This window comes from Pseudomonas sp. Xaverov 83 (assembly GCF_019352905.1).
Taxonomy (GTDB): Bacteria; Pseudomonadota; Gammaproteobacteria; order Pseudomonadales; family Pseudomonadaceae; genus Aquipseudomonas; species Aquipseudomonas yamanorum.
The window spans coordinates 18,946-36,090 of record NZ_JAAAFU010000087.1; the positions used below are offsets into that span (position 1 = coordinate 18,946).

General features: G+C 61.8%; 15 protein-coding genes, 2 tRNA genes and 1 pseudogene. 5 read left to right on the top strand and 13 right to left on the bottom strand.

Annotation, left to right across the window (positions count from 1 at the left end):
* Positions 1–102 precede the first annotated feature (102 nt).
* A tRNA-Gly gene (locus K0H47_RS28550) sits at positions 103–178 on the bottom strand.
* Between the two features lie 3 nt (positions 179–181).
* Positions 182–257, bottom strand: a tRNA-Glu gene (locus K0H47_RS28555).
* A gap of 370 nt (positions 258–627) precedes the next feature.
* Here K0H47_RS28555 and K0H47_RS28560 point away from each other — a divergent pair.
* Both K0H47_RS28560 and K0H47_RS28565 read left to right on the top strand, forming a co-directional pair.
* Positions 628–1,386: a hypothetical protein gene (locus K0H47_RS28560; RefSeq protein ID WP_218167928.1), complete on the top strand. Its 759-nt coding sequence runs from the start codon at positions 628–630 to the stop codon at positions 1,384–1,386.
* A 121-nt stretch (positions 1,387–1,507) separates the two neighbouring features.
* Positions 1,508–2,320 (top strand): alpha/beta fold hydrolase, encoded by an 813-nt coding sequence (locus K0H47_RS28565; protein ID WP_063028249.1) that lies wholly within the window; start codon positions 1,508–1,510, stop codon positions 2,318–2,320.
* 36 nt (positions 2,321–2,356) lie between these two features.
* Here the strand turns inward: K0H47_RS28565 and K0H47_RS31525 are convergent, their stop codons facing one another.
* From K0H47_RS31525 to K0H47_RS28580, 4 genes and pseudogenes are all read right to left on the bottom strand, one after another.
* A complete protein-coding gene (locus tag K0H47_RS31525; protein WP_373568949.1) occupies positions 2,357–3,238 on the bottom strand; it encodes a methyl-accepting chemotaxis protein in 882 nt (293 codons plus the stop codon).
* A pseudogene (locus tag K0H47_RS31530) lies at positions 3,218–4,324 on the bottom strand (HAMP domain-containing protein); the annotation flags it as partial. The pseudogene K0H47_RS31530 and the gene K0H47_RS31525, both read right to left, overlap by 21 nt.
* 115 nt (positions 4,325–4,439) lie before the next feature.
* On the bottom strand, positions 4,440–5,864 hold the full coding sequence (locus tag K0H47_RS28575) for a PLP-dependent aminotransferase family protein (RefSeq protein ID WP_218264473.1): 1,425 nt from the start codon (positions 5,862–5,864) through the stop codon (positions 4,440–4,442).
* A gap of 203 nt (positions 5,865–6,067) precedes the next feature.
* Positions 6,068–6,829, bottom strand: coding sequence for an SDR family oxidoreductase (locus K0H47_RS28580; protein WP_008431261.1), 762 nt, complete (start codon positions 6,827–6,829; stop codon positions 6,068–6,070).
* 227 nt (positions 6,830–7,056) lie between these two features.
* Here K0H47_RS28580 and K0H47_RS28585 point away from each other — a divergent pair, with 227 nt between their 5' ends.
* Positions 7,057–8,064: an NADP-dependent oxidoreductase gene (locus K0H47_RS28585; protein WP_017480213.1), complete on the top strand. Its 1,008-nt coding sequence runs from the start codon at positions 7,057–7,059 to the stop codon at positions 8,062–8,064.
* Between the two features lie 139 nt (positions 8,065–8,203).
* On the opposite strand, the gene pyrF is transcribed toward K0H47_RS28585, so the two are convergent.
* Positions 8,204–8,902, bottom strand: a complete 699-nt coding sequence (gene pyrF, locus K0H47_RS28590; protein ID WP_063028243.1) for an orotidine-5'-phosphate decarboxylase — start codon at positions 8,900–8,902, stop codon at positions 8,204–8,206.
* A 290-nt stretch (positions 8,903–9,192) separates the two neighbouring features.
* On the opposite strand from pyrF, the gene K0H47_RS28595 reads away from it, so the two are divergent.
* Both K0H47_RS28595 and K0H47_RS28600 read left to right on the top strand, forming a co-directional pair.
* On the top strand, positions 9,193–9,957 hold the full coding sequence (locus tag K0H47_RS28595; protein ID WP_063033925.1) for a response regulator: 765 nt from the start codon (positions 9,193–9,195) through the stop codon (positions 9,955–9,957).
* The gene (locus tag K0H47_RS28600) at positions 9,957–10,994 is read left to right on the top strand and encodes a cell wall metabolism sensor histidine kinase WalK (RefSeq protein ID WP_063028241.1); all 1,038 of its coding nucleotides are present in this window, start codon (positions 9,957–9,959) and stop codon (positions 10,992–10,994) included. Before K0H47_RS28595 ends, K0H47_RS28600 begins: the two co-directional genes overlap by 1 nt.
* A 28-nt stretch (positions 10,995–11,022) precedes the next feature.
* Here the strand turns inward: K0H47_RS28600 and K0H47_RS28605 are convergent, their stop codons facing one another.
* From K0H47_RS28605 to K0H47_RS28630, 6 genes are all read right to left on the bottom strand, one after another.
* The gene (locus K0H47_RS28605; protein WP_063028239.1) at positions 11,023–12,087 is read right to left on the bottom strand and encodes an AI-2E family transporter; all 1,065 of its coding nucleotides are present in this window, start codon (positions 12,085–12,087) and stop codon (positions 11,023–11,025) included.
* A 73-nt stretch (positions 12,088–12,160) separates the two neighbouring features.
* Positions 12,161–12,979, bottom strand: a complete 819-nt coding sequence (locus K0H47_RS28610) for a DUF4892 domain-containing protein (protein WP_177071977.1) — start codon at positions 12,977–12,979, stop codon at positions 12,161–12,163.
* A 102-nt stretch (positions 12,980–13,081) separates the two neighbouring features.
* On the bottom strand, positions 13,082–13,936 hold the full coding sequence (locus K0H47_RS28615; protein WP_093207610.1) for an alpha/beta hydrolase: 855 nt from the start codon (positions 13,934–13,936) through the stop codon (positions 13,082–13,084).
* Entirely contained in the window at positions 13,933–14,742 is an 810-nt protein-coding gene (locus K0H47_RS28620) for an alpha/beta fold hydrolase (RefSeq protein WP_076015247.1), read from the bottom strand. Before K0H47_RS28620 ends, K0H47_RS28615 begins: the two co-directional genes overlap by 4 nt.
* A 98-nt stretch (positions 14,743–14,840) precedes the next feature.
* Positions 14,841–15,284, bottom strand: a complete 444-nt coding sequence (locus K0H47_RS28625; protein ID WP_177071979.1) for a hotdog fold thioesterase — start codon at positions 15,282–15,284, stop codon at positions 14,841–14,843.
* 31 nt (positions 15,285–15,315) lie between these two features.
* A complete protein-coding gene (locus tag K0H47_RS28630) occupies positions 15,316–16,983 on the bottom strand; it encodes an AMP-binding protein (protein ID WP_219273992.1) in 1,668 nt (555 codons plus the stop codon).
* Positions 16,984–17,145: the final 162 nt, after the last annotated feature.

The following is a 17,145-nucleotide window of genomic DNA, read 5'->3' on the forward strand; positions in this document are numbered from 1 at the left end:
GCTACTGAAACACATGGTGTGTATTTCAGTGCCCAGAGATTAAATCCGAAGATTATGCCCTGGTTTCACTCAGTGCCGCCCGAGAGCAACACTGCTTAAATTTGGAGCGGGAAACGAGACTCGAACTCGCGACCCCGACCTTGGCAAGGTCGTGCTCTACCAACTGAGCTATTCCCGCAAATGGCGTCCCCTAGGGGACTCGAACCCCTGTTACCGCCGTGAAAGGGCGGTGTCCTAGGCCACTAGACGAAGGGGACACACGTACAACATTCACTCCCTACCGCGTTTCGCTGTGTGCTTTACGCTGTAAGTGGCGCGCATTCTATGGATGGATTGGGAGGTCGTCAACCCCCAAGGATAAATTTATTTAAATCAATGACTTCGCCGTGGTTTACGGGGGTTGCAAGGGTTTCTCGCCGTCCAGGCTTTGGCGCCTATATTCTGGCGTTCCACAAGACGCTATAGTTGGCCACAGCAAATGATGGCAATGTGCATCTACGCAGGGACTGCCCAGCTATATAGAAGAAACTACTGACGCAACTGGTCGCTCAGTCCTATCCGGCCACTGCACCAGTCACTACACTTCAACGCAAACCCCATAAAGAGGTCACACCGGTGACACCACTCATGATCACCCTGCTGGTAATAGCCGGGATCGTAATACTGATCGCCATTGGCTACATGAACCACGTGGTGGAAAACAATAAGCTGGAAAAGAACCGGACCCGGATCGAACTCAATGACCGGCTGCGTCGCTGCGGTGAAATCACCGAGACCTTTCCAGGCCAATTGATGACGCCGCGACTCAAGTTGCTGCTGACCCGCCTGGAGCTCAACGTCAACCAGCGCCTGTTGAATCTGGACAAGTCGAATGCGGCGCTCAAGGCACGCATCACCGAACTCAACGCACTGGTGGCCCAGGGCGAATCGATTCCGGTGAACAACCCGCCCGGCCCGATCCAGACCGAAGCCAAGGCCAAGGATGTACGGTTCCTGCTGGAAGCCCTGCATGGCCAGGTCACTCGCGCGGCCCAGGACGGTTTCCTGCCGACCAATGAAGCCAAGCACTGGATCAAGGAAATCCGCCACATCCTGGTGTTGCTGCACATCGAGTTCTTCAACAACCTGGGCCAGCACGCGCTGCAACAAGGCCAGCCTGGCCAGGCACGCCTGGCGTTCGAACGCGGCGTGCAGTACCTGCGCAAACAGCCGGAGCCCGTGGTGTACAGCCAGCAACTGCAATTGCTGGAGAAACAACTGGCGCGCGCCAACTCCATGGTGCTGACCAACCTCGAGCCGGCTGAAGACGAGGTCAACGAATTGACCCAAGGCTTGAAAGAGGTGGATGCGGACGCGGACTGGAAGAAGAAAGCCATCTACGACTGATTCCCTGCCATTGTGGTGGGCGGTAAACCCGCTCGCCACATGCCATCACTCTGCACCTATCCCCTTCCCCCCGAATAGCGTAAAAAAGGCCCCTCTCTCCGTTAACGAAAAGGGCCTCGCCATGCCTGTCGTGATCATCGATGGACAACCGCTGCACTACCTCGACCAGGGCACCGGCCCGGCCGTTCTCCTCGGTTCCAGCTACCTGTGGGACAGCCAGATGTGGGCACCGCAGATAGAAGCCCTTTCCCAACAATACCGAGTGATCGTCCCCGAGCTATGGGGCCACGGCGAGTCCGGCCCACTGCCTGCAAGCACCGTGTCCCTGGACGACCTCGCACGCCAGCACCTGGCCCTGCTGGATCACCTGGACATTGCCCAGGTCAACCTCGTGGGTTTGTCGGTCGGCGGCATGTGGGGCGCACGCCTGGCGCTGCTGGCACCCGAGCGGGTCAACAGCCTGGTACTGATGGACACGCACCTGGGTGCCGAGCCGGAAGCCACTCGCCAGTACTATTTTTCGCTGTTCAAGATGATCGAAGATGCCGGCGCCATTCCGGAGCCGCTGCTGGATGTGGTGGCGCCGATCTTCTTCCGCCCCGGCATCGACCGGGAATCTGCCTTGTATCAGGATTTTCGCAACGCACTGAAGGCCTTTCCGAAAGAACGCCTGCTGCAAAGCATCGTGCCCCTGGGCCGGATTATCTTCAGCCGCACCGATGTGCTGGAGCAGCTTTCGCGCCTCGACACCGATACCACCCTGGTGATGTGCGGGGAGCAAGACAAGCCACGCCCACCGGCCGAATCAGAAGAAATGGCGACCTTGATCGGCTGCACACTGACGTTGATTCCGGACGCCGGGCATATCTCCAGCCGCGAAAACCCCGACTTCGTCAACGAAGCGCTGCTGACCTTCCTGGTCAACAACGCCTGACGACCCTGCCCTTTGATCACCGCAGGCCTGCGGTGATCAAAGTCGGAAGTGCCCGACCATCCCTTTAAGCTCCGTGCCCAACTGCGCCAGCTCGATGCTCGACGCCGCGTTGCCCTGCATGCTCAACGCCGATTGATCGGCACTGGCACGGATGCTGGTGACGCTGCGATTGATTTCCTCGGCCACCGAGCTTTGCTCTTCGGCCGCCGCGGCAATCTGCTGGTTCATTTGCTGGATCAGCGACACCGCCGCTGCAATGCTGCCCAGGGCACTTTCAGTTTCCAGGGCATCACTGACCGCCAGCTTCACCAATTCGCCACTCTGTTTGATCTGCTGCACCGAAGACTGTGCCGCGCTGCGCAAGGTGCTCACCAGTCGCTCGATTTCCTCGGTCGATTGCTGGGTACGCTTGGCCAGTGCCCTTACCTCATCGGCCACTACCGCAAAACCACGGCCCTGCTCGCCCGCCCGGGCCGCTTCGATGGCCGCATTCAGGGCGAGCAAGTTGGTTTGTTCGGCCACGCTTTTGATCACCTCGAGTACCGTGCCGATATTCTGGATTTCCGCACTGAGGCTTTCGATGCTGGTACTGGCAGAGGTCGCGGAACTGGCCAGCAACTCGATACGTTGCAAGCTCTGGCGCACGACCTGCTGGCCGCTGTCGACCTTGTCATCCGCGGTCTGCGCAGCCTGGGCCGCTTGTTCGGCGTTACGCGCCACGTCGTGCACGGTGGCAGTCATTTGGTTCATTGCCGTGGCGACCTGTTCGGTCTCTTCCTTCTGGCAGCTGACCTCGACGTTGGTCTGCTCAGTCACGCTGGACAGCGAATGGGCCGAGCTGGCCAGTTGCTCGATACCCGCCTGCAACCCACTGACCATATTGCTCAGGCCACTGCTCATCTGCTGCATCGCCAGCATCAACTGGCCCATTTCATCCCGACGGCTGACGTCCATGCGGCCACTGAGATCACCGGCGGCAATCTGCTGGGCCACCGCAATCACGCTGCGCAGCGGGGCGACGATCAACCGGGTGATGATCCACGCCGCAATCAGCCCGACCAGCAAGGCCAAGGCTGAAGAGCCAATGATCAGTAACGCGCTTTTCTTCAACTGCGCCTGCATCGACACGTCTTCTGCGTCATAGGCCTGATTGACCCGGGTGACCACCTCGGCAGCACGCTCGTGGAGTTGCTTATAGACCACCTTTTCCTGGGCCAGCAGGCCGGTGTACTCACCGAGTTTTTCACTGAAGGCCGCGATATGCCCGGATACCTCGTTAAGCACAGTTTGATAACCGGGATCCTTGACCGTGGTTTTCAGCTGTTCGACCTGGGCCAGGGCCTGGTCAGCCTGCTCGATCTTGCCTTGCTCGGCGTTCTCGTCATCGCCCTTGCGGCTTTGATCCAGACGCACATGCGCTTCGTTCATGGCTTGCAGCATCAGGCGCGAGACCTGGCTGACCTGCCCCGCCTGCTCGATAAATTCGGCGCCTTCCTTGCCCTGGCTTTCCTTGAGGCCATAGGCGCCGTCGTCCGCCAGCCCGGCCTGCAACACATCGAGGTTGTTGGCGACACTGGAGACCGACCAACTGGCCATTTCCAGGGCCAGGTCCTTGGTCTGGGTCAGTTCGACAAACTCATCGAACGCCTTGCGATAGGCCGCCAGCGCCTGCTCAACGTCGGTCATCACCGGGACGTTGGCGGGCGACTGGCCCTTGAGAATCGTGGCCTGGGCGGCCAATGCGTCGACGCTTTCGTGCAAGGCGTCCACCGACTTGGGGTCGGCATGCAACGCGTAGTCCTGCTCGATCAAGCGCACCTTGAGCAGGCCACTGTTGAGCGCCGACATGGCTTTCAGGCCCTCGAAGCGCTGACCGACGGTTTGCAGCGACCACACGCCGATCGCGGCCACCAGCGCCGTCAACAGCAACACCAAGGCGAAGCCCAAGCCCAGTTTCTTTGCCATACCGAGGTTGGCAAAACGTCGTTGCACGGCAGAAATCATTGCACTTGAGTCCTCTTGCAATGGCGAATGCCATCAAGCCCGGTTTCAATGCAGCGAGATTCGCAACCCCGGGGCCCTGAACACAAGCGTTTGGCGCCACAATAATGGCAAAAAGCTACATCCTCGTCGTTTTCAGAATGGTAGAGGTCGATCCTGCCGGGCCCATGGCCTTGAACAGCGCGAGGGCGCGCTGATCTGAAGCATAGGCCACATTGATGCGCAGCCAGTCACTGTGTTCGCCCGTCGGGCTGAAAAGCGCGCCCGGCGTCAGCAACACCCCAAGCCGGCGAGCCTGCGCGTACAACGTCGAACCATCACCGACACCAGGGCGCGCCCACACAAACATGCCACCCGCAGGCACCGCGAAAACCTCCCACTCCTCGTCTTCCAGCACTTGCAGGGTGATGGCCATTTCGGTATTCAAGCGCCGACGCAGACGTTGCACCCACTTGCGGTAGGTACCATTAGCCAGCAACGTCGCCACCACCGCCTCGGCGAACCGCGAGGTGCCGATACCGGTCATGGTCTTGACCTTGGACAACTGCGCGATGATCGCCCCGCTGGCCGTGAGATAGCCCACGCGCAAAGCGCTGCTGAGGGTCTTGGAAAAACTCGAGATATAGATCACCCGGTCCTCGTGGGGCAACGCCGACAGCCGGGTGCAGGTGGCATGTTGCAGATCGCCGTAGACGTCTTCCTCGACAATAAAGAAGTCCTGGGAATGGGCCAGTTGCAACAAGCGCTCAGCCACTCCCTGGGACAGGCTGGTGCCGGTGGGGTTGTGATACAGGCTGTTGATGAACAGGCACTTGGGCCGATGCCCGCGCAACAGCGCTTCCAGTGCAGGCAGGTCCGGACCGCTGCGTGTGCGCGGCACTTCCAGCAGTTTGATACCGTGAAAGGCCAACTGGCGGTACAGGTTGCCGTAGCCCGGGCTTTCCACCACCACGGTGTCGCCGGCCTTGAGCAGTGTGCGGATCAACAGGTCCTGGGCATGGCTAGCACCTTGGGTGATAAGGATATGGTCGACCCGGGCCGCCACATGAATGTGGGCCAGGCGCTTGAGCAACTGTTCCCGCAGCGCCGGCAGGCCCAGCGGCGTGCTGTAATTGAAGACGGCAGCGGTATCGGTGCGGGTGACCTCACGAATCGCGTAGCTGATGTCGTCGCTTTCGCGCCAGGTGTCCGGCAGCCAGCCGCATCCCAGTTTCAGTTCACCCAGCTGATTGTCGACAAAGGCGCCCCACCCGGACTCGGCGCCCTCATACCATTGGTTTTCGCAGCGAAGGCCACGCTCGGCGGGTGGCTGGGCCACACAGAAACCCGCGCCTTGCCTTGAGGACAGCACGCCTTGGGCAACCATCCGTTCGAACGCCTCGATCACGCTGGACTGGCTGAGCAGGTTCTCGTGGGCCAGTTGCCGAACCGAAGGCAACCGCGTCCCGGGACTGGCTCCGCTCTCGCGAATCCAGGCGGCCAACGCGCTGACGATTTGCTGCACTACCGGTACAAGGGCTTGTCGATCGATCCCTAAATCCATGAGCCACTCACTTAAACTGTTGTCATTTAACCCAAACCAGTTAAGCACAGAAGCCCAATGACAGCCGTGGTGAAGATTTATTAAATCATTGATTTAATTGGATTATTTACCTACTGATACACATTCGGCCAGGGCACCTGGCCACCTGCAGAAAAGCCTCACAGCGCCGCCAACGCTTTTCTGAATGGCATCAGCATCAGTTCCTAAATCGCGGTCGCACCACCGTCCACCGCCAATGCCTGGCCTGTGGTAAAGGCAGCGCCGTCACTGCACAGATAAAGCACCGCACTGGCGATTTCCTCGACTTTGCCAATACGCCCGACCGGGTGCATGGCGGCAGCAAATTCAGCTTTGCGCGGGTCGGCCTCATAGGCACGGCGGAACATATCGGTGTCGATCACCGCCGGGCATACCGCGTTGACGCGGATTTTCTTCTTCGCATACTCGATCGCCGCCGACTTGGTCAGGCCGATCACCGCGTGCTTGGACGCGGCATAGATGCTCATCTTCGGCGCCGCCCCAAGCCCGGCCACCGAGGCCGTGTTGACGATGGCACCACCGCCCTGGGCCAGCAGCAACGGCAGTTGATACTTCATGCACAGCCACACGCCCTTGACGTTGACGCCCATGATGGCGTCGAACTCATCCAGGCTGCCGTCGGCCAACTTGCCCTTCTCGATCTCGATCCCGGCGTTGTTGAACGCATAGTCCAACCGACCATAGGTGGCCACGGTCTGCTGCATCAACTGCTGTACGTCCGCTTCGAGGGTGACATTGCAGCGTACAAACACCGCTTCGCCACCGGCCTGATGAATCAGCGCCACAGTGCCCTCGCCGCCCGCCGCGTCCAGGTCAGCAACTACAACCTTCAAGCCTTCAGCAGCAAACGCCAGCGCAGTGGCGCGGCCAATGCCCGCGGCCGCGCCGGTCACCAGGGCGACCTGGCCGGAAAATGTCATGCTCATGGTGATGTCCTTCGATGGGGATGCTGGATGACCCCAGTCTAGCCAGAGCGGCCATGGGCACGTCAGCACTATCAAACGCCCGGTTGGCGGACCATGAGCGGCAGTGATAAGGGCACCGGCGTCATTATCATTGCAGTGGATCGACGGGCATTCGCAGGTGCCGCGCACCTTGCCGGTGCGGCTCGAAGGGTCTATCACTCAAGGTCCACTTCTCAAGAGTCCCAGCCATGACTGCCCAGACCAACCGCCAATTCCTGCTCGCCAAACGTCCGGTCGGCGCTGCCACGCGGGACACCTTCACCTACCAGGAAGTACCAGTGGGCACGCCCCAGGACGGGCAGGTGCTGGTGCATAACGAATACCTGTCCCTGGACCCGGCCATGCGTGGCTGGATGAACGAGGGCAAATCCTACATTCCGCCGGTAGGTATCGGCGAAGTCATGCGCGCCCTGGGCGTGGGCAAGGTCATCGCCTCGAACAACCCGAAATTTGCCGTGGGGGACTACGTCAACGGTGCCTTGGGCGTGCAGGATTACTTCGTCGGCGAGCCCCGGGGTTTCTACAAGGTCGATCCGAAACTTGCACCTTTGCCGCGCTACCTATCGGCACTGGGGATGACCGGCATGACCGCCTATTTCGCCCTGCTGGATACCGGCGCGCCCAAGGCCGGGGACACCGTGGTGATTTCTGGCGCGGCCGGTGCGGTGGGCAGCATTGCCGGGCAGATCGCCAAGATCAAAGGCTGCCGCGTGGTGGGCATCGCCGGCGGGGCCGACAAATGCAAGTTCCTGGTGGATGAGCTGGGTTTTGATGCGGCCATCGACTACAAGAACGAAGACGTGCACGCCGGCCTCAAGCGCGAGTGCCCAAAAGGTGTGGACGTGTATTTCGATAACGTCGGCGGGGACATTCTTGACGCCGTGCTCAGCCGCCTGGCGTTGAAAGCGCGCGTGGTGATCTGCGGTGCCATCAGCCAATACAACAACAAGGAAGCCGTCAAAGGGCCGGCCAATTACCTGTCATTGTTGGTCAATCGTGCGCGTATGGAAGGGTTTGTGGTGATGGACCACGCGGCGAACTTTGCCGCTGCCGGGCAGGAAATGGCCGGCTGGATGGCTCAGGGCAAGCTCAAGAGCAAGGAAGATATCGTCGAAGGACTGGAGACGTTCCCGGAGACACTGATGAAGCTGTTCAACGGTGAGAACTTTGGGAAGTTGGTACTGAAAGTCAGCTGACGCACCGCAGATCGTTCTGCACACACGGTTAATGTGGGAGCCGGGCTTGCCCGCGATGCAGGCGACTCGGTGTTTCAGTGATACCGAGTCGATGCTATCGCAGGCAAGCCAGCTCCCACAGAGACCGTGGCCGCTTTAGTCAGGCGATCTCGGCAACCACCGCTGCCAGCGCCTTGGCCGGATCGGCCGCCTGGCTGATCGGGCGACCGATCACCAGGTAATCGGAACCGGCGTCCAGGGCCTGGCGCGGGGTCAGGATGCGACGTTGGTCGTCCTGGGCGCTGCCCGCCGGGCGAATCCCCGGGGTTACCAGTTGCAGCGACGGGTGGGCGGTCTTCAATGCCTGGGCTTCCAGCGCCGAGCACACCAGGCCATCCAGGCCAGCCTTTTGCGCCAGGGCGGCGAGGCGCAGCACTTGTTCCTGTGGCTCGATGTCCAGGCCGATGCCGGCCAGGTCTTCACGTTCCATGCTCGTCAGCACGGTCACGCCAATCAACAATGGCTGGGGGCCGCTGCGTTGATCGAGCACTTCACGGCACGCTGCCATCATGCGTAAACCGCCGGAGCAGTGCACATTGACCATCCACACGCCCATCTCGGCGGCAGCCTTGACCGCCATCGCGGTGGTGTTGGGGATATCGTGGAATTTCAGGTCGAGGAACACCTCGAAGCCTTTGTCACGCAAGGTGCCGACAATTTCCGCGGCGCAACTGGTGAACAGTTCCTTACCGACCTTGACCCGGCAAAGCTTGGGGTCCAACTGGTCAGCCAGTTTCAGTGCGGCGTCACGGGTGGGGTAATCCAGGGCGACGATGATAGGAGTCTGGCAGACGGACATTGGAATGGGCTCTCAGGCAAGTCGAAATCGGCGCGGATTGTAGCGCAAGCAGCGCGTTTGCGGGATCCGATGATCGGTAATTCGCGATTTAGCCGCCAGATTGCGGGCTCCCGAGCAATTGTGTCGAAACAGATACATTCCCGACATGCCTGCAATACCCCCGAAGATTAGCCTCGCACACGTGAACCACCGTACAGAACTTCCAGCCCCGGTGCTGGGCGCCTATGCTGAACGCAACAACCTCGCCGCCGATCCTCGGCCCGGCGGCCCACCAGGTAGATGATCGCACCATGCAAACCCTGACTCCTGTGCTGAATGACGATCAAAAAGGCTCGCTTGTGGGTGAAGACAAGCGCTGGAACACCCGCGCGCTGATCGTCGACGACGACGTGCCGATCCGCGAACTGCTGATCGATTACCTGGCGCGCTTCAATATCCTCGCCAGCGGCGTGACCGATGGCGCCGCCATGCGCCACGCCATGCAAGCCGAAACCTTCGACGTGGTGGTGCTCGACCTGATGCTGCCGGGCGAAGATGGCCTGTCGCTGTGCCGCTGGCTGCGGGCTGAATCGGACATCCCGATCCTGATGCTCACCGCCCGCTGCGAACCCACCGACCGCATCATCGGCCTGGAACTGGGGGCCGACGATTACATGTCCAAGCCCTTCGAGCCCCGCGAACTGGTGGCCCGCATCCAGACCATCCTGCGTCGCGTGCGGGATGACCGCACCGAGCAACGGGCGAATATCCGCTTCGACAACTGGCGCCTCAACAGCGTACTGCGCCAGCTGGTGGCCGACGATGGCCTGGTGGTGCCGCTGTCCAACGCCGAATTCCGTTTGCTGTGGGTGTTTATCGAGCGCCCGCGCCGGGTGTTGAGCCGCGAGCAATTGCTGGATGCGGCCCGGGGTCGCTCCATCGAAGCCTTTGATCGCAGCATTGACCTACTGGTCTCGCGCCTGCGCCAAAAACTCGGTGACGACCCGAAGGCCCCGCAACTGATCAAGACCGTGCGCGGTGAAGGCTACCTGTTCGACGCCCGGGATATCGGCTGATGCGCAACGCCTTCAACACCCTGTTCGGGCGGCTGTTCGGTGTGTTGCTGGTGGCGATTGTGCTGGCCCACGTGCTGGCATTCTTCTGGTTTCACCATTATGGCCCGCCGCCGCCACCGCCCCACGAGACCTTCATCGAGCAGCCAGACGGCACCCTGACGCCAATGCCCAAGGAGCATCGTCGTCCCTGGTTCGGCGGGCCTGTGGTGCCGCTGACCTTCCAGTTTATCTCGCTGATCATCGCCGCCTGGTACGGTGCCAAGCTGCTCAGCCGGCCGATCCAACGCCTGAGCGCTGCGGCCGAACGACTGAGCCTGGACCTCGACAGCCCGCCGTTGAACGAGTCCGGCCCACGGGAGGCGCGGCAAGCGGCGTCGACTTTCAACCTGATGCAAAAGCGTATCCGCGAGCAAGTCACCCAGCGTGCCCGCATGCTGGGCGCGGTGTCCCACGACCTGCGCACGCCGCTGTCACGGCTCAAGCTGCGCCTGGAACAGATCGAAGACACCAAGCTGCAGGGCCAGATGCGCCAGGACCTGGACGACATGATCGGCATGCTCGACGCCACCCTGAGCTACCTGCACGAACAGCGCACCAGCGAAACCCGGCATTGGCTGGACGTGCAGGCGCTGGTGGAATCCCTGAGTGAAAACGCCCAGGACCGCGGCTCCGACGTGCAATGCAGTGGTGAATGCGCGCCGCTGCAAGTGCAACCGATGGCCCTGCGCTCGTGCCTGAACAACCTGATCGACAACGCCCTGCGCTATGCCGGCACGGCGCGTATCGAGCTGGCGGACAGCCCACAGGCGCTGGTGGTCAAGGTGATCGACCATGGGCCGGGGATTGCAGCGGATAAACGCGAGGCGGTATTTGAGCCGTTTTATCGGCTGGAAGGCTCGCGCAACCGGAACTCCGGCGGCGTGGGCTTGGGGATGACGATTTCCAAGGAAGCGGTGGAACGCCTGGGCGGAAGGTTGAGCCTGGAAGAAACGCCGGGCGGCGGCCTGACAGCGGTAATGTGGTTGCCGAGGGCGTAGGAGTTATTCCTACGCCCTGTTTGAAACATTACTGCCCGGCTTTATCTTCCCGCCGTACCTGAGCCTGGCTAGCGCTCCAGTCCGTCAGCAAGCTATAGGCTACGGCCAGCAGCGTCGGGCCGATGAACAGGCCGATGAAACCGAACGCAATCAACCCGCCAAACACCCCCAGCAGCACGATCACCAGCGGCAGGTTGCCGCCACGGCTGATCAGGTAGGGTTTGAGCACGTTGTCCACGCCACTGATGATGAATGTGCCCCACACACCCAGAAATACCGCATAGGTGTAGTCGCCCTTCCACGCCAGCCAGGCGGTGGCCGGTATCCAGATCAGCGGCGGCCCCATGGGAATCAGGCTCAGCAGGAACGTGACGATGCCCAGCACCAATGCTCCCGGCACCCCGGCAATCCAGAAGCCGATCAGCGCCAGCAGCGCTTGGGCGGCAGCGGTGCCGATCACACCGTTGACCACCCGCTGCACCGTACCCGCGACCAGTTCGATGTAGTAGCCCGCCCGGTCGCCGATCAACCGCTCCAGCAGGCGATGGACAAACATCGCCAGGCGCGGCCCGTCCCGGTAGAAAAAGAACACGAACACCAGGCTCAGGGTCAGTTCCAGGATGCCGCCACCGATCTGCGCACTGCGAGCCAGTAACCAGTTGCCCACCTGGCCCAAATAGGGTTTCAACGTGACCATCAGCGCCGCGCCCTGCTGGTCGATGCTGTCCCACATCGCCACCAACCGCTCGCCGACAAACGGAATGGAGCCCAGCCAGGTCGGCGCCGCAGGCAAACCATCCACCTGAATATCCTTGATCAGGCCCACGGCGTCGCGTACATGGTCAGCCAGGTTGAATCCCAACCATACCAGCGGTAACGCCACCAACAGCATCCAGACCAGGGTGAGGATTCCGGCCGCCAGGGATTCGCGCCCACCCAGCCAGCGGGTGAGCAGGCGCATCACCGGCCAACTGGCAAACGCCAGTACCGCGCCCCAGAACAGCGCCGACCAGAACGGCGCCATCACCCAGAAGCTGGCACCAAACAACACCAGCAGCAGGATCTGCACCAGCAGGCGATCGTTATTGAGCATGTGGTTTCTCGAAAAGAAGTCTGTAAGAGGAAGAGCTTAGGCGAACGGCGCGGGTCCGTTCGCCCTGGAACGGTCAGCGTATCAGATGCAGGTGCAAACCCTTCGCCTCGGCGGTGCCGGTTTCCAGGCGGGCCGCACGTACGCCCTGATCGATCAAGCCCTGGCGCCATGCCTCGGCAGTGGGCCCGGTCAAACTGACCCGCAGGGTGGCATCCAGGTTCAATCCACGGGAAATAAGCGTGAGCCAGGTGGCGTCAGGTTCGGCGCCCAGCTTGGGGAAGTCCAGCTCGCCGGTGCTTTTCAGCTCCCGCAGCAGCGTGGCGGAAGTCGGCAGCAAGTCGCCCAGCGGTGCGCTGGCGTCTAGTTGCTCTACATGCAGATACGCCCGGCGATTGCCCCGGGTGATACCGTAAAGCGCGACCAGGGAGTTGTCCTGAGGTGCTGCCAGACGTAGCAACAGGTATTCCTGTTGGCCGTCGGCGCCCACCAGCTTGGCGTTGCCAAAGACTTCATTGGCCCACAGGCTGCTTTCGCCGCAATCGCGGGCCTGGCACCAGAACAGCAACTGCGCGCCCTGGGCCTGCAAGGCTTCGCGGGTGGCGGTAAAGGCGGCACTGGAGGTGTGTTCAGCGGGCAGTTCGTAGGTGATGGCGGTGTTTAGCCCACGGGCGGTGGCCTGGGCTTCATAGCGCAACTGGCCGCTGATCTTGCGGATCGAGCCCAGCGGGTAGATGCGTTCTTTATCTTCGGCGGGGCGGTAGTCGACGATCTGCGCGTCGACCTGACGGGCCACAGCGGGCAAGTCCTGGCTACCCGGCACGTCGGCGGCAAACACCAGCGGGCTGAAACAGCACAGCCCCAGAATACGGATAAATCCCTTCGGCATACTCATCGGATGAGCGCGCCCTGGCCATTGGGGTGCGCTGCGGTGTTGAGATCGTTCATGGTTGACTCCCTTTCGATCCGCCCAGCCTCGGCAGTTGACCCCGCCAAGTCAAGGCGTGGAGAAGAACCGATTGAAACAGTCTGCAACAAGGGTAGCCCCTGACTCGTCGTTCAGGTGCAAATGATGGCCACCGGGCAAGGTGGTCACCTGGAACGGAAGCCCGGAAAGCAATTCGGAATGTTTCGCCAGCATGCCGTCTTCAGCGACCACCAGCTGTGTCGGACAGCCGACTCGACGGACGAAAGCCATCGCCTGCTCCTCTGTCAGACGCATGGGGGAAGCCAGGGTCAGACGACTGTCGCTGCGCCAGGTGTAACCGCCCGGAACTGGCATAAGGCCGCGCTGGGCCAGCAGTTCGGCTGCTTCGCGGCTGACCGCCACTACGCCTTTCATCCGCGCTTCCACCGCACGATCGAGGGTGCTGTACACCGGTTTGCGCTTGTCCTGCAGGTTCAATTGCGCCTGCAACGCCATCCCAAGGCGCTCGGCGGCGTTGTCTGCGGTGCCGGTCGGCGGGATCACGCCATCAATCAATCCCAGGTGCGTTACGCGCTCCGGCAAGGCACCGGCCAACACCAGGGAAACGATGGCGCCGAGGGAGTGGCCAAGTAATGCAAAACGTTTCCATCCCAGTTGTTCGGCGACTTGCAGCACATCGTGGATGTAATCCCACAGGGAGTAACCGGCACCGACGGGGCGATGGGCCGAATGACCATGGCCGGCCATGTCCAGCGCGACGATGCGCAGGCCATGGAGTTTCGGCGCCAGGCGCGCAAAGCTGTTGGCGTTGTCCAGCCAGCCATGCAGGGCGATGACCGGCAGGCCGTCTTCAGGGCCGAACAGATGCGCCGCCAACTCGATGTGCGGCAGCGCCAGGCGGACTTCTTCGACAGGCGCAGTCATGCGCAACTGCGCTCGCGCTGGCGAGCTTCCCAGCGGGCAAACAGGTTTTTGATCAAGGTGGCGGTGTCCTGGGGGCGCTCAAGGGGAAACATGTGGCCGCCGGGCATGGTCAGCATTTCGCCCATGGGCATGCGCCCCACACCGCTGGCATGGTGACGCATCACTACCCGGCTCTGCCGACCACGCACCACCGCCAGTGGCACCTTCAGTTGCCGGGCCTGGCCGGGGCTGGTGTGGGGCACGCCACGGTAGATGCTGATCTCGGTGGCCGGATCAAAGCGCAGACGCAGGCGGTCGCCCACCTGCTCCAGGCCGTGTTGCAGGTAAGCGTCGAAACACTCGGGATCAAAGCCGCGAAACAGGGTCTTGCCGGCGAAGTACTGACGCGCTGCCGCCAGGTCGGCGAACTCTTCACGTCGGCCCAGGGTGCGACCCGCCGGGGTCAGTCGGTCGATAAAGCCGAAGCGCTTGGCCGCACGAATCACCCAGCGATCCGCCAGGGTCAGCACCGGGGAGTCGAGCATCACCACCCCCCGATACAACTGCGGGCAACGCATGGCCGCGTGCAAGTGCAACACGCCACCCAACGAATGGCCCACGCCCCACACCGGCTCGGGTTGTTGCTCAAGGTGGTGGATCAGTTCGTCCACCAGGTTCTGCCAGTTGTCATCCACCGGAAATCGGGGGTCATGGCCGTGTTGCGGCAAATGCGCGACGGCGTACTCCGGGGCCAGGGCGGCAAACAATTTGCCGTAGGTCGCCGAAGGAAAGCCATTGGCGTGAGCGAAAAACACGTGCTGCGACATACCAGATCCATCACCGTAAACAGAGTGTTGATTCTCCCCAGACCGGGCAGTCACGGCAATGACTGTAACTGCCAGGAATGATGACACTCACGCCACGCCTATCGGGCCGGCGGGTTCTCGCCCAGCGGCACCACGGCCATGGTCAGTCGCGATATGCAGCTGGCCTTGCCTTCATCGCTGGTCAGGCGGATGTCCCATACGTGGGTGGTGCGTCCGATATGAATCGGCTTGGCCACCGCCGTCACCCGCCCGCTGCGCAAACCGCGCAGGTGGTTGGCGTTGATTTCCAGGCCCACGCAATAGAACTTGCTGGCGTCGATGCACAGGTAACTCGCCATGGAGCCCACGGTTTCCGCGAGTACCACCGACGCTCCGCCGTGCAGCAGGCCGTAGGGTTGATGGGTGCGGTGGTCGATCACCATGCTGGCGGTCAGGGACTCGTCGTCAAAGCTTTCGAAGCGGATATCCAGCACTTCACCGATGGTGTTTTTCTGGCTCGCATTGAGTTGTTCGATGTTGGGTTGGGTGCGCCACAGGCTCATTGATCGGTCCTTATTGGTTTTATGTCAGTGCTCAATCCTGCCACAGCACGGCTTCGGAGCGCGCGCTCCAGTCCAGGAACTGTGGCCCGTAGACGGCTTCAATCACGTTACGCTTGATCTTCAAGGTGGGCGTGAGGAAACCGTTTTCCACCGCCCAACTGTCTTTTACCACCACCAGCTGGCGCAAGCGCTCATGTTTATCCAGCGCCTGGTTGACCTCTTCCAGCAGGCGCTCGAGGCTGCCCTGCAATGCCTGCCGCCCCTGTCCATCGGCATCTTGCAGGCCCACCACCGATAACACGCACAGGCCCATGGGCGCGCTCAAGCCATCGCCCACCACGCACACCTGTTCGATACGCGCATGTTCGGCCAGGCGGTTCTCAATCGGCGCCGGGGCCACGTATTTGCCTTTGCTGGTCTTGAAAATTTCCTTGAGCCGTCCAGTCAGCCGCAGTCGGCCATCGGCGCCCTGCTCGCCCTTGTCGCCCGTGCGCAGGAAGCCGTCGGCGGTGATGGTTTCTGCGGTTTTCACCGGGTCCTTGAAATAACCGAGCATGGTCGCGCCGCTGCGCACCTGGACTTCGCCGTCGTCACCGATGCGCACTTCAACGTCCGGGCATGGCGGGCCGATCCAGCCGATTTTCTGCTCGCCGGGGCGGCACACGTGGGAATAGCCGCAGCTTTCAGTCATGCCGTAGACCTCCAGCACATCCAGGCCAAGCCTGCGGTACCAGACCAACAGGGCTTCGGGCACGGGGGCTGCGCCGGAGAGCGCCACGCGCACAGCGTCCAGACCCAACCCGGCGAGCACTTTGTGGCCGACTCGTTTGCCGATGAAGGGCAAGCGTAGCAAGGTGTCGAGGCGGCTTGCGGGGATTTTGCCGTAGACGCCCATCTGGAATTTGGTCCAGATGCGCGGTACGCCGAACAGTGCTGTCGGCCTGGCCCGCTTGAGGTCTGCCAGAAACGTGTCGAGGCTCTCGGCGAAAAATACGGTTTGCCCCGTGTAGATCGACGCCATCTCCACGAACATGCGTTCGGCGACGTGGCACAGCGGCAGGTAAGACAGCAGGCGGTCGCCCTCCCCCAGGCCGAACAGTTCAGTGCCGCGGATGGCCGCGAAGGCCAGGGCGCCGAAGCTGTGCATCACACCCTTGGGCAGGCCGGTGGTGCCGGAGGTGTAGATGATAGTGGCGAGATCGGACGCTGCGGGCGCGGGGTTGTCCTGGATGGGGGAGCAAGCTTGCAGGTCGGCCCAGGTGAAATCGAATTCGCCCTCGGGGCACAGCGGCAGGCTGATGGTGGGCAGGTCGGCCTTTACTCCGGCGGACATGGCGGGCCAGTCGTCCAGTTTGCCAATGAACGCCAGCGCGGCTTCGGAGTGCTCGAGTACGTGGGCGACGGAGTCGGCGGTGAGGTTGGGGTAGAGCGGGACCGAGACGTGGCCGGCCATCCAGATGGCGAGGTCGGCGATGATCCAGTGGGCGCAGTTTTTCGAGATCAGGGCGATGTGGGAGCCCTGGGGCAGGTCGCGGGCTCGCAGCCAGTGGGCGGCACAGCGGGCTTGGTGGCCGGCTTCGGCCCAGGTGAGGGTTTGGACCTCGCCGCCTTTGATGGGTTGGACCAGAAACCGTTGGCGCGGGTGTCGCGCTTCACGTTCGAAGAAGACCTGCAACGGCAAACGAAAAGCGACAGACATGGACGCGCTCCTTTGTGTTCCGATGATCGCCAACCAAGCACTTGCTTGGGTGGACTATTTCATGGGAGCGCGGGGGGTGCAAGTTCTGCTGTTTGGGGGTATATCCGTTATTTAGGTAACGGCCGCCTATGGTTCCGCTCTTACAGCGGCTCACTTTTGAAG

Excerpts from the sequence above, each read along its gene's own strand:
- K0H47_RS28560 (WP_218167928.1), top strand. The coding sequence starts at position 628 with ATGATCACCCTGCTGGTAATAGCCGGGATCGTAATACTGATCGCCATT.
- K0H47_RS28565 (WP_063028249.1), top strand. The coding sequence starts at position 1,508 with ATGCCTGTCGTGATCATCGATGGACAACCGCTGCACTACCTCGACCAG.
- K0H47_RS31525 (WP_373568949.1), bottom strand. The coding sequence starts at position 3,238 with ATGCTGGCGATGCAGCAGATGAGCAGTGGCCTGAGCAATATGGTCAGT.
- K0H47_RS28575 (WP_218264473.1), bottom strand. The coding sequence starts at position 5,864 with ATGGATTTAGGGATCGATCGACAAGCCCTTGTACCGGTAGTGCAGCAA.
- K0H47_RS28580 (WP_008431261.1), bottom strand. The coding sequence starts at position 6,829 with ATGAGCATGACATTTTCCGGCCAGGTCGCCCTGGTGACCGGCGCGGCC.
- K0H47_RS28585 (WP_017480213.1), top strand. The coding sequence starts at position 7,057 with ATGACTGCCCAGACCAACCGCCAATTCCTGCTCGCCAAACGTCCGGTC.
- pyrF (WP_063028243.1), bottom strand. The coding sequence starts at position 8,902 with ATGTCCGTCTGCCAGACTCCTATCATCGTCGCCCTGGATTACCCCACC.
- K0H47_RS28595 (WP_063033925.1), top strand. The coding sequence starts at position 9,193 with ATGCAAACCCTGACTCCTGTGCTGAATGACGATCAAAAAGGCTCGCTT.
- K0H47_RS28600 (WP_063028241.1), top strand. The coding sequence starts at position 9,957 with ATGCGCAACGCCTTCAACACCCTGTTCGGGCGGCTGTTCGGTGTGTTG.
- K0H47_RS28605 (WP_063028239.1), bottom strand. The coding sequence starts at position 12,087 with ATGCTCAATAACGATCGCCTGCTGGTGCAGATCCTGCTGCTGGTGTTG.
- K0H47_RS28610 (WP_177071977.1), bottom strand. The coding sequence starts at position 12,979 with ATGAGTATGCCGAAGGGATTTATCCGTATTCTGGGGCTGTGCTGTTTC.
- K0H47_RS28615 (WP_093207610.1), bottom strand. The coding sequence starts at position 13,936 with ATGACTGCGCCTGTCGAAGAAGTCCGCCTGGCGCTGCCGCACATCGAG.
- K0H47_RS28620 (WP_076015247.1), bottom strand. The coding sequence starts at position 14,742 with ATGTCGCAGCACGTGTTTTTCGCTCACGCCAATGGCTTTCCTTCGGCG.
- K0H47_RS28625 (WP_177071979.1), bottom strand. The coding sequence starts at position 15,284 with ATGAGCCTGTGGCGCACCCAACCCAACATCGAACAACTCAATGCGAGC.
- K0H47_RS28630 (WP_219273992.1), bottom strand. The coding sequence starts at position 16,983 with ATGTCTGTCGCTTTTCGTTTGCCGTTGCAGGTCTTCTTCGAACGTGAA.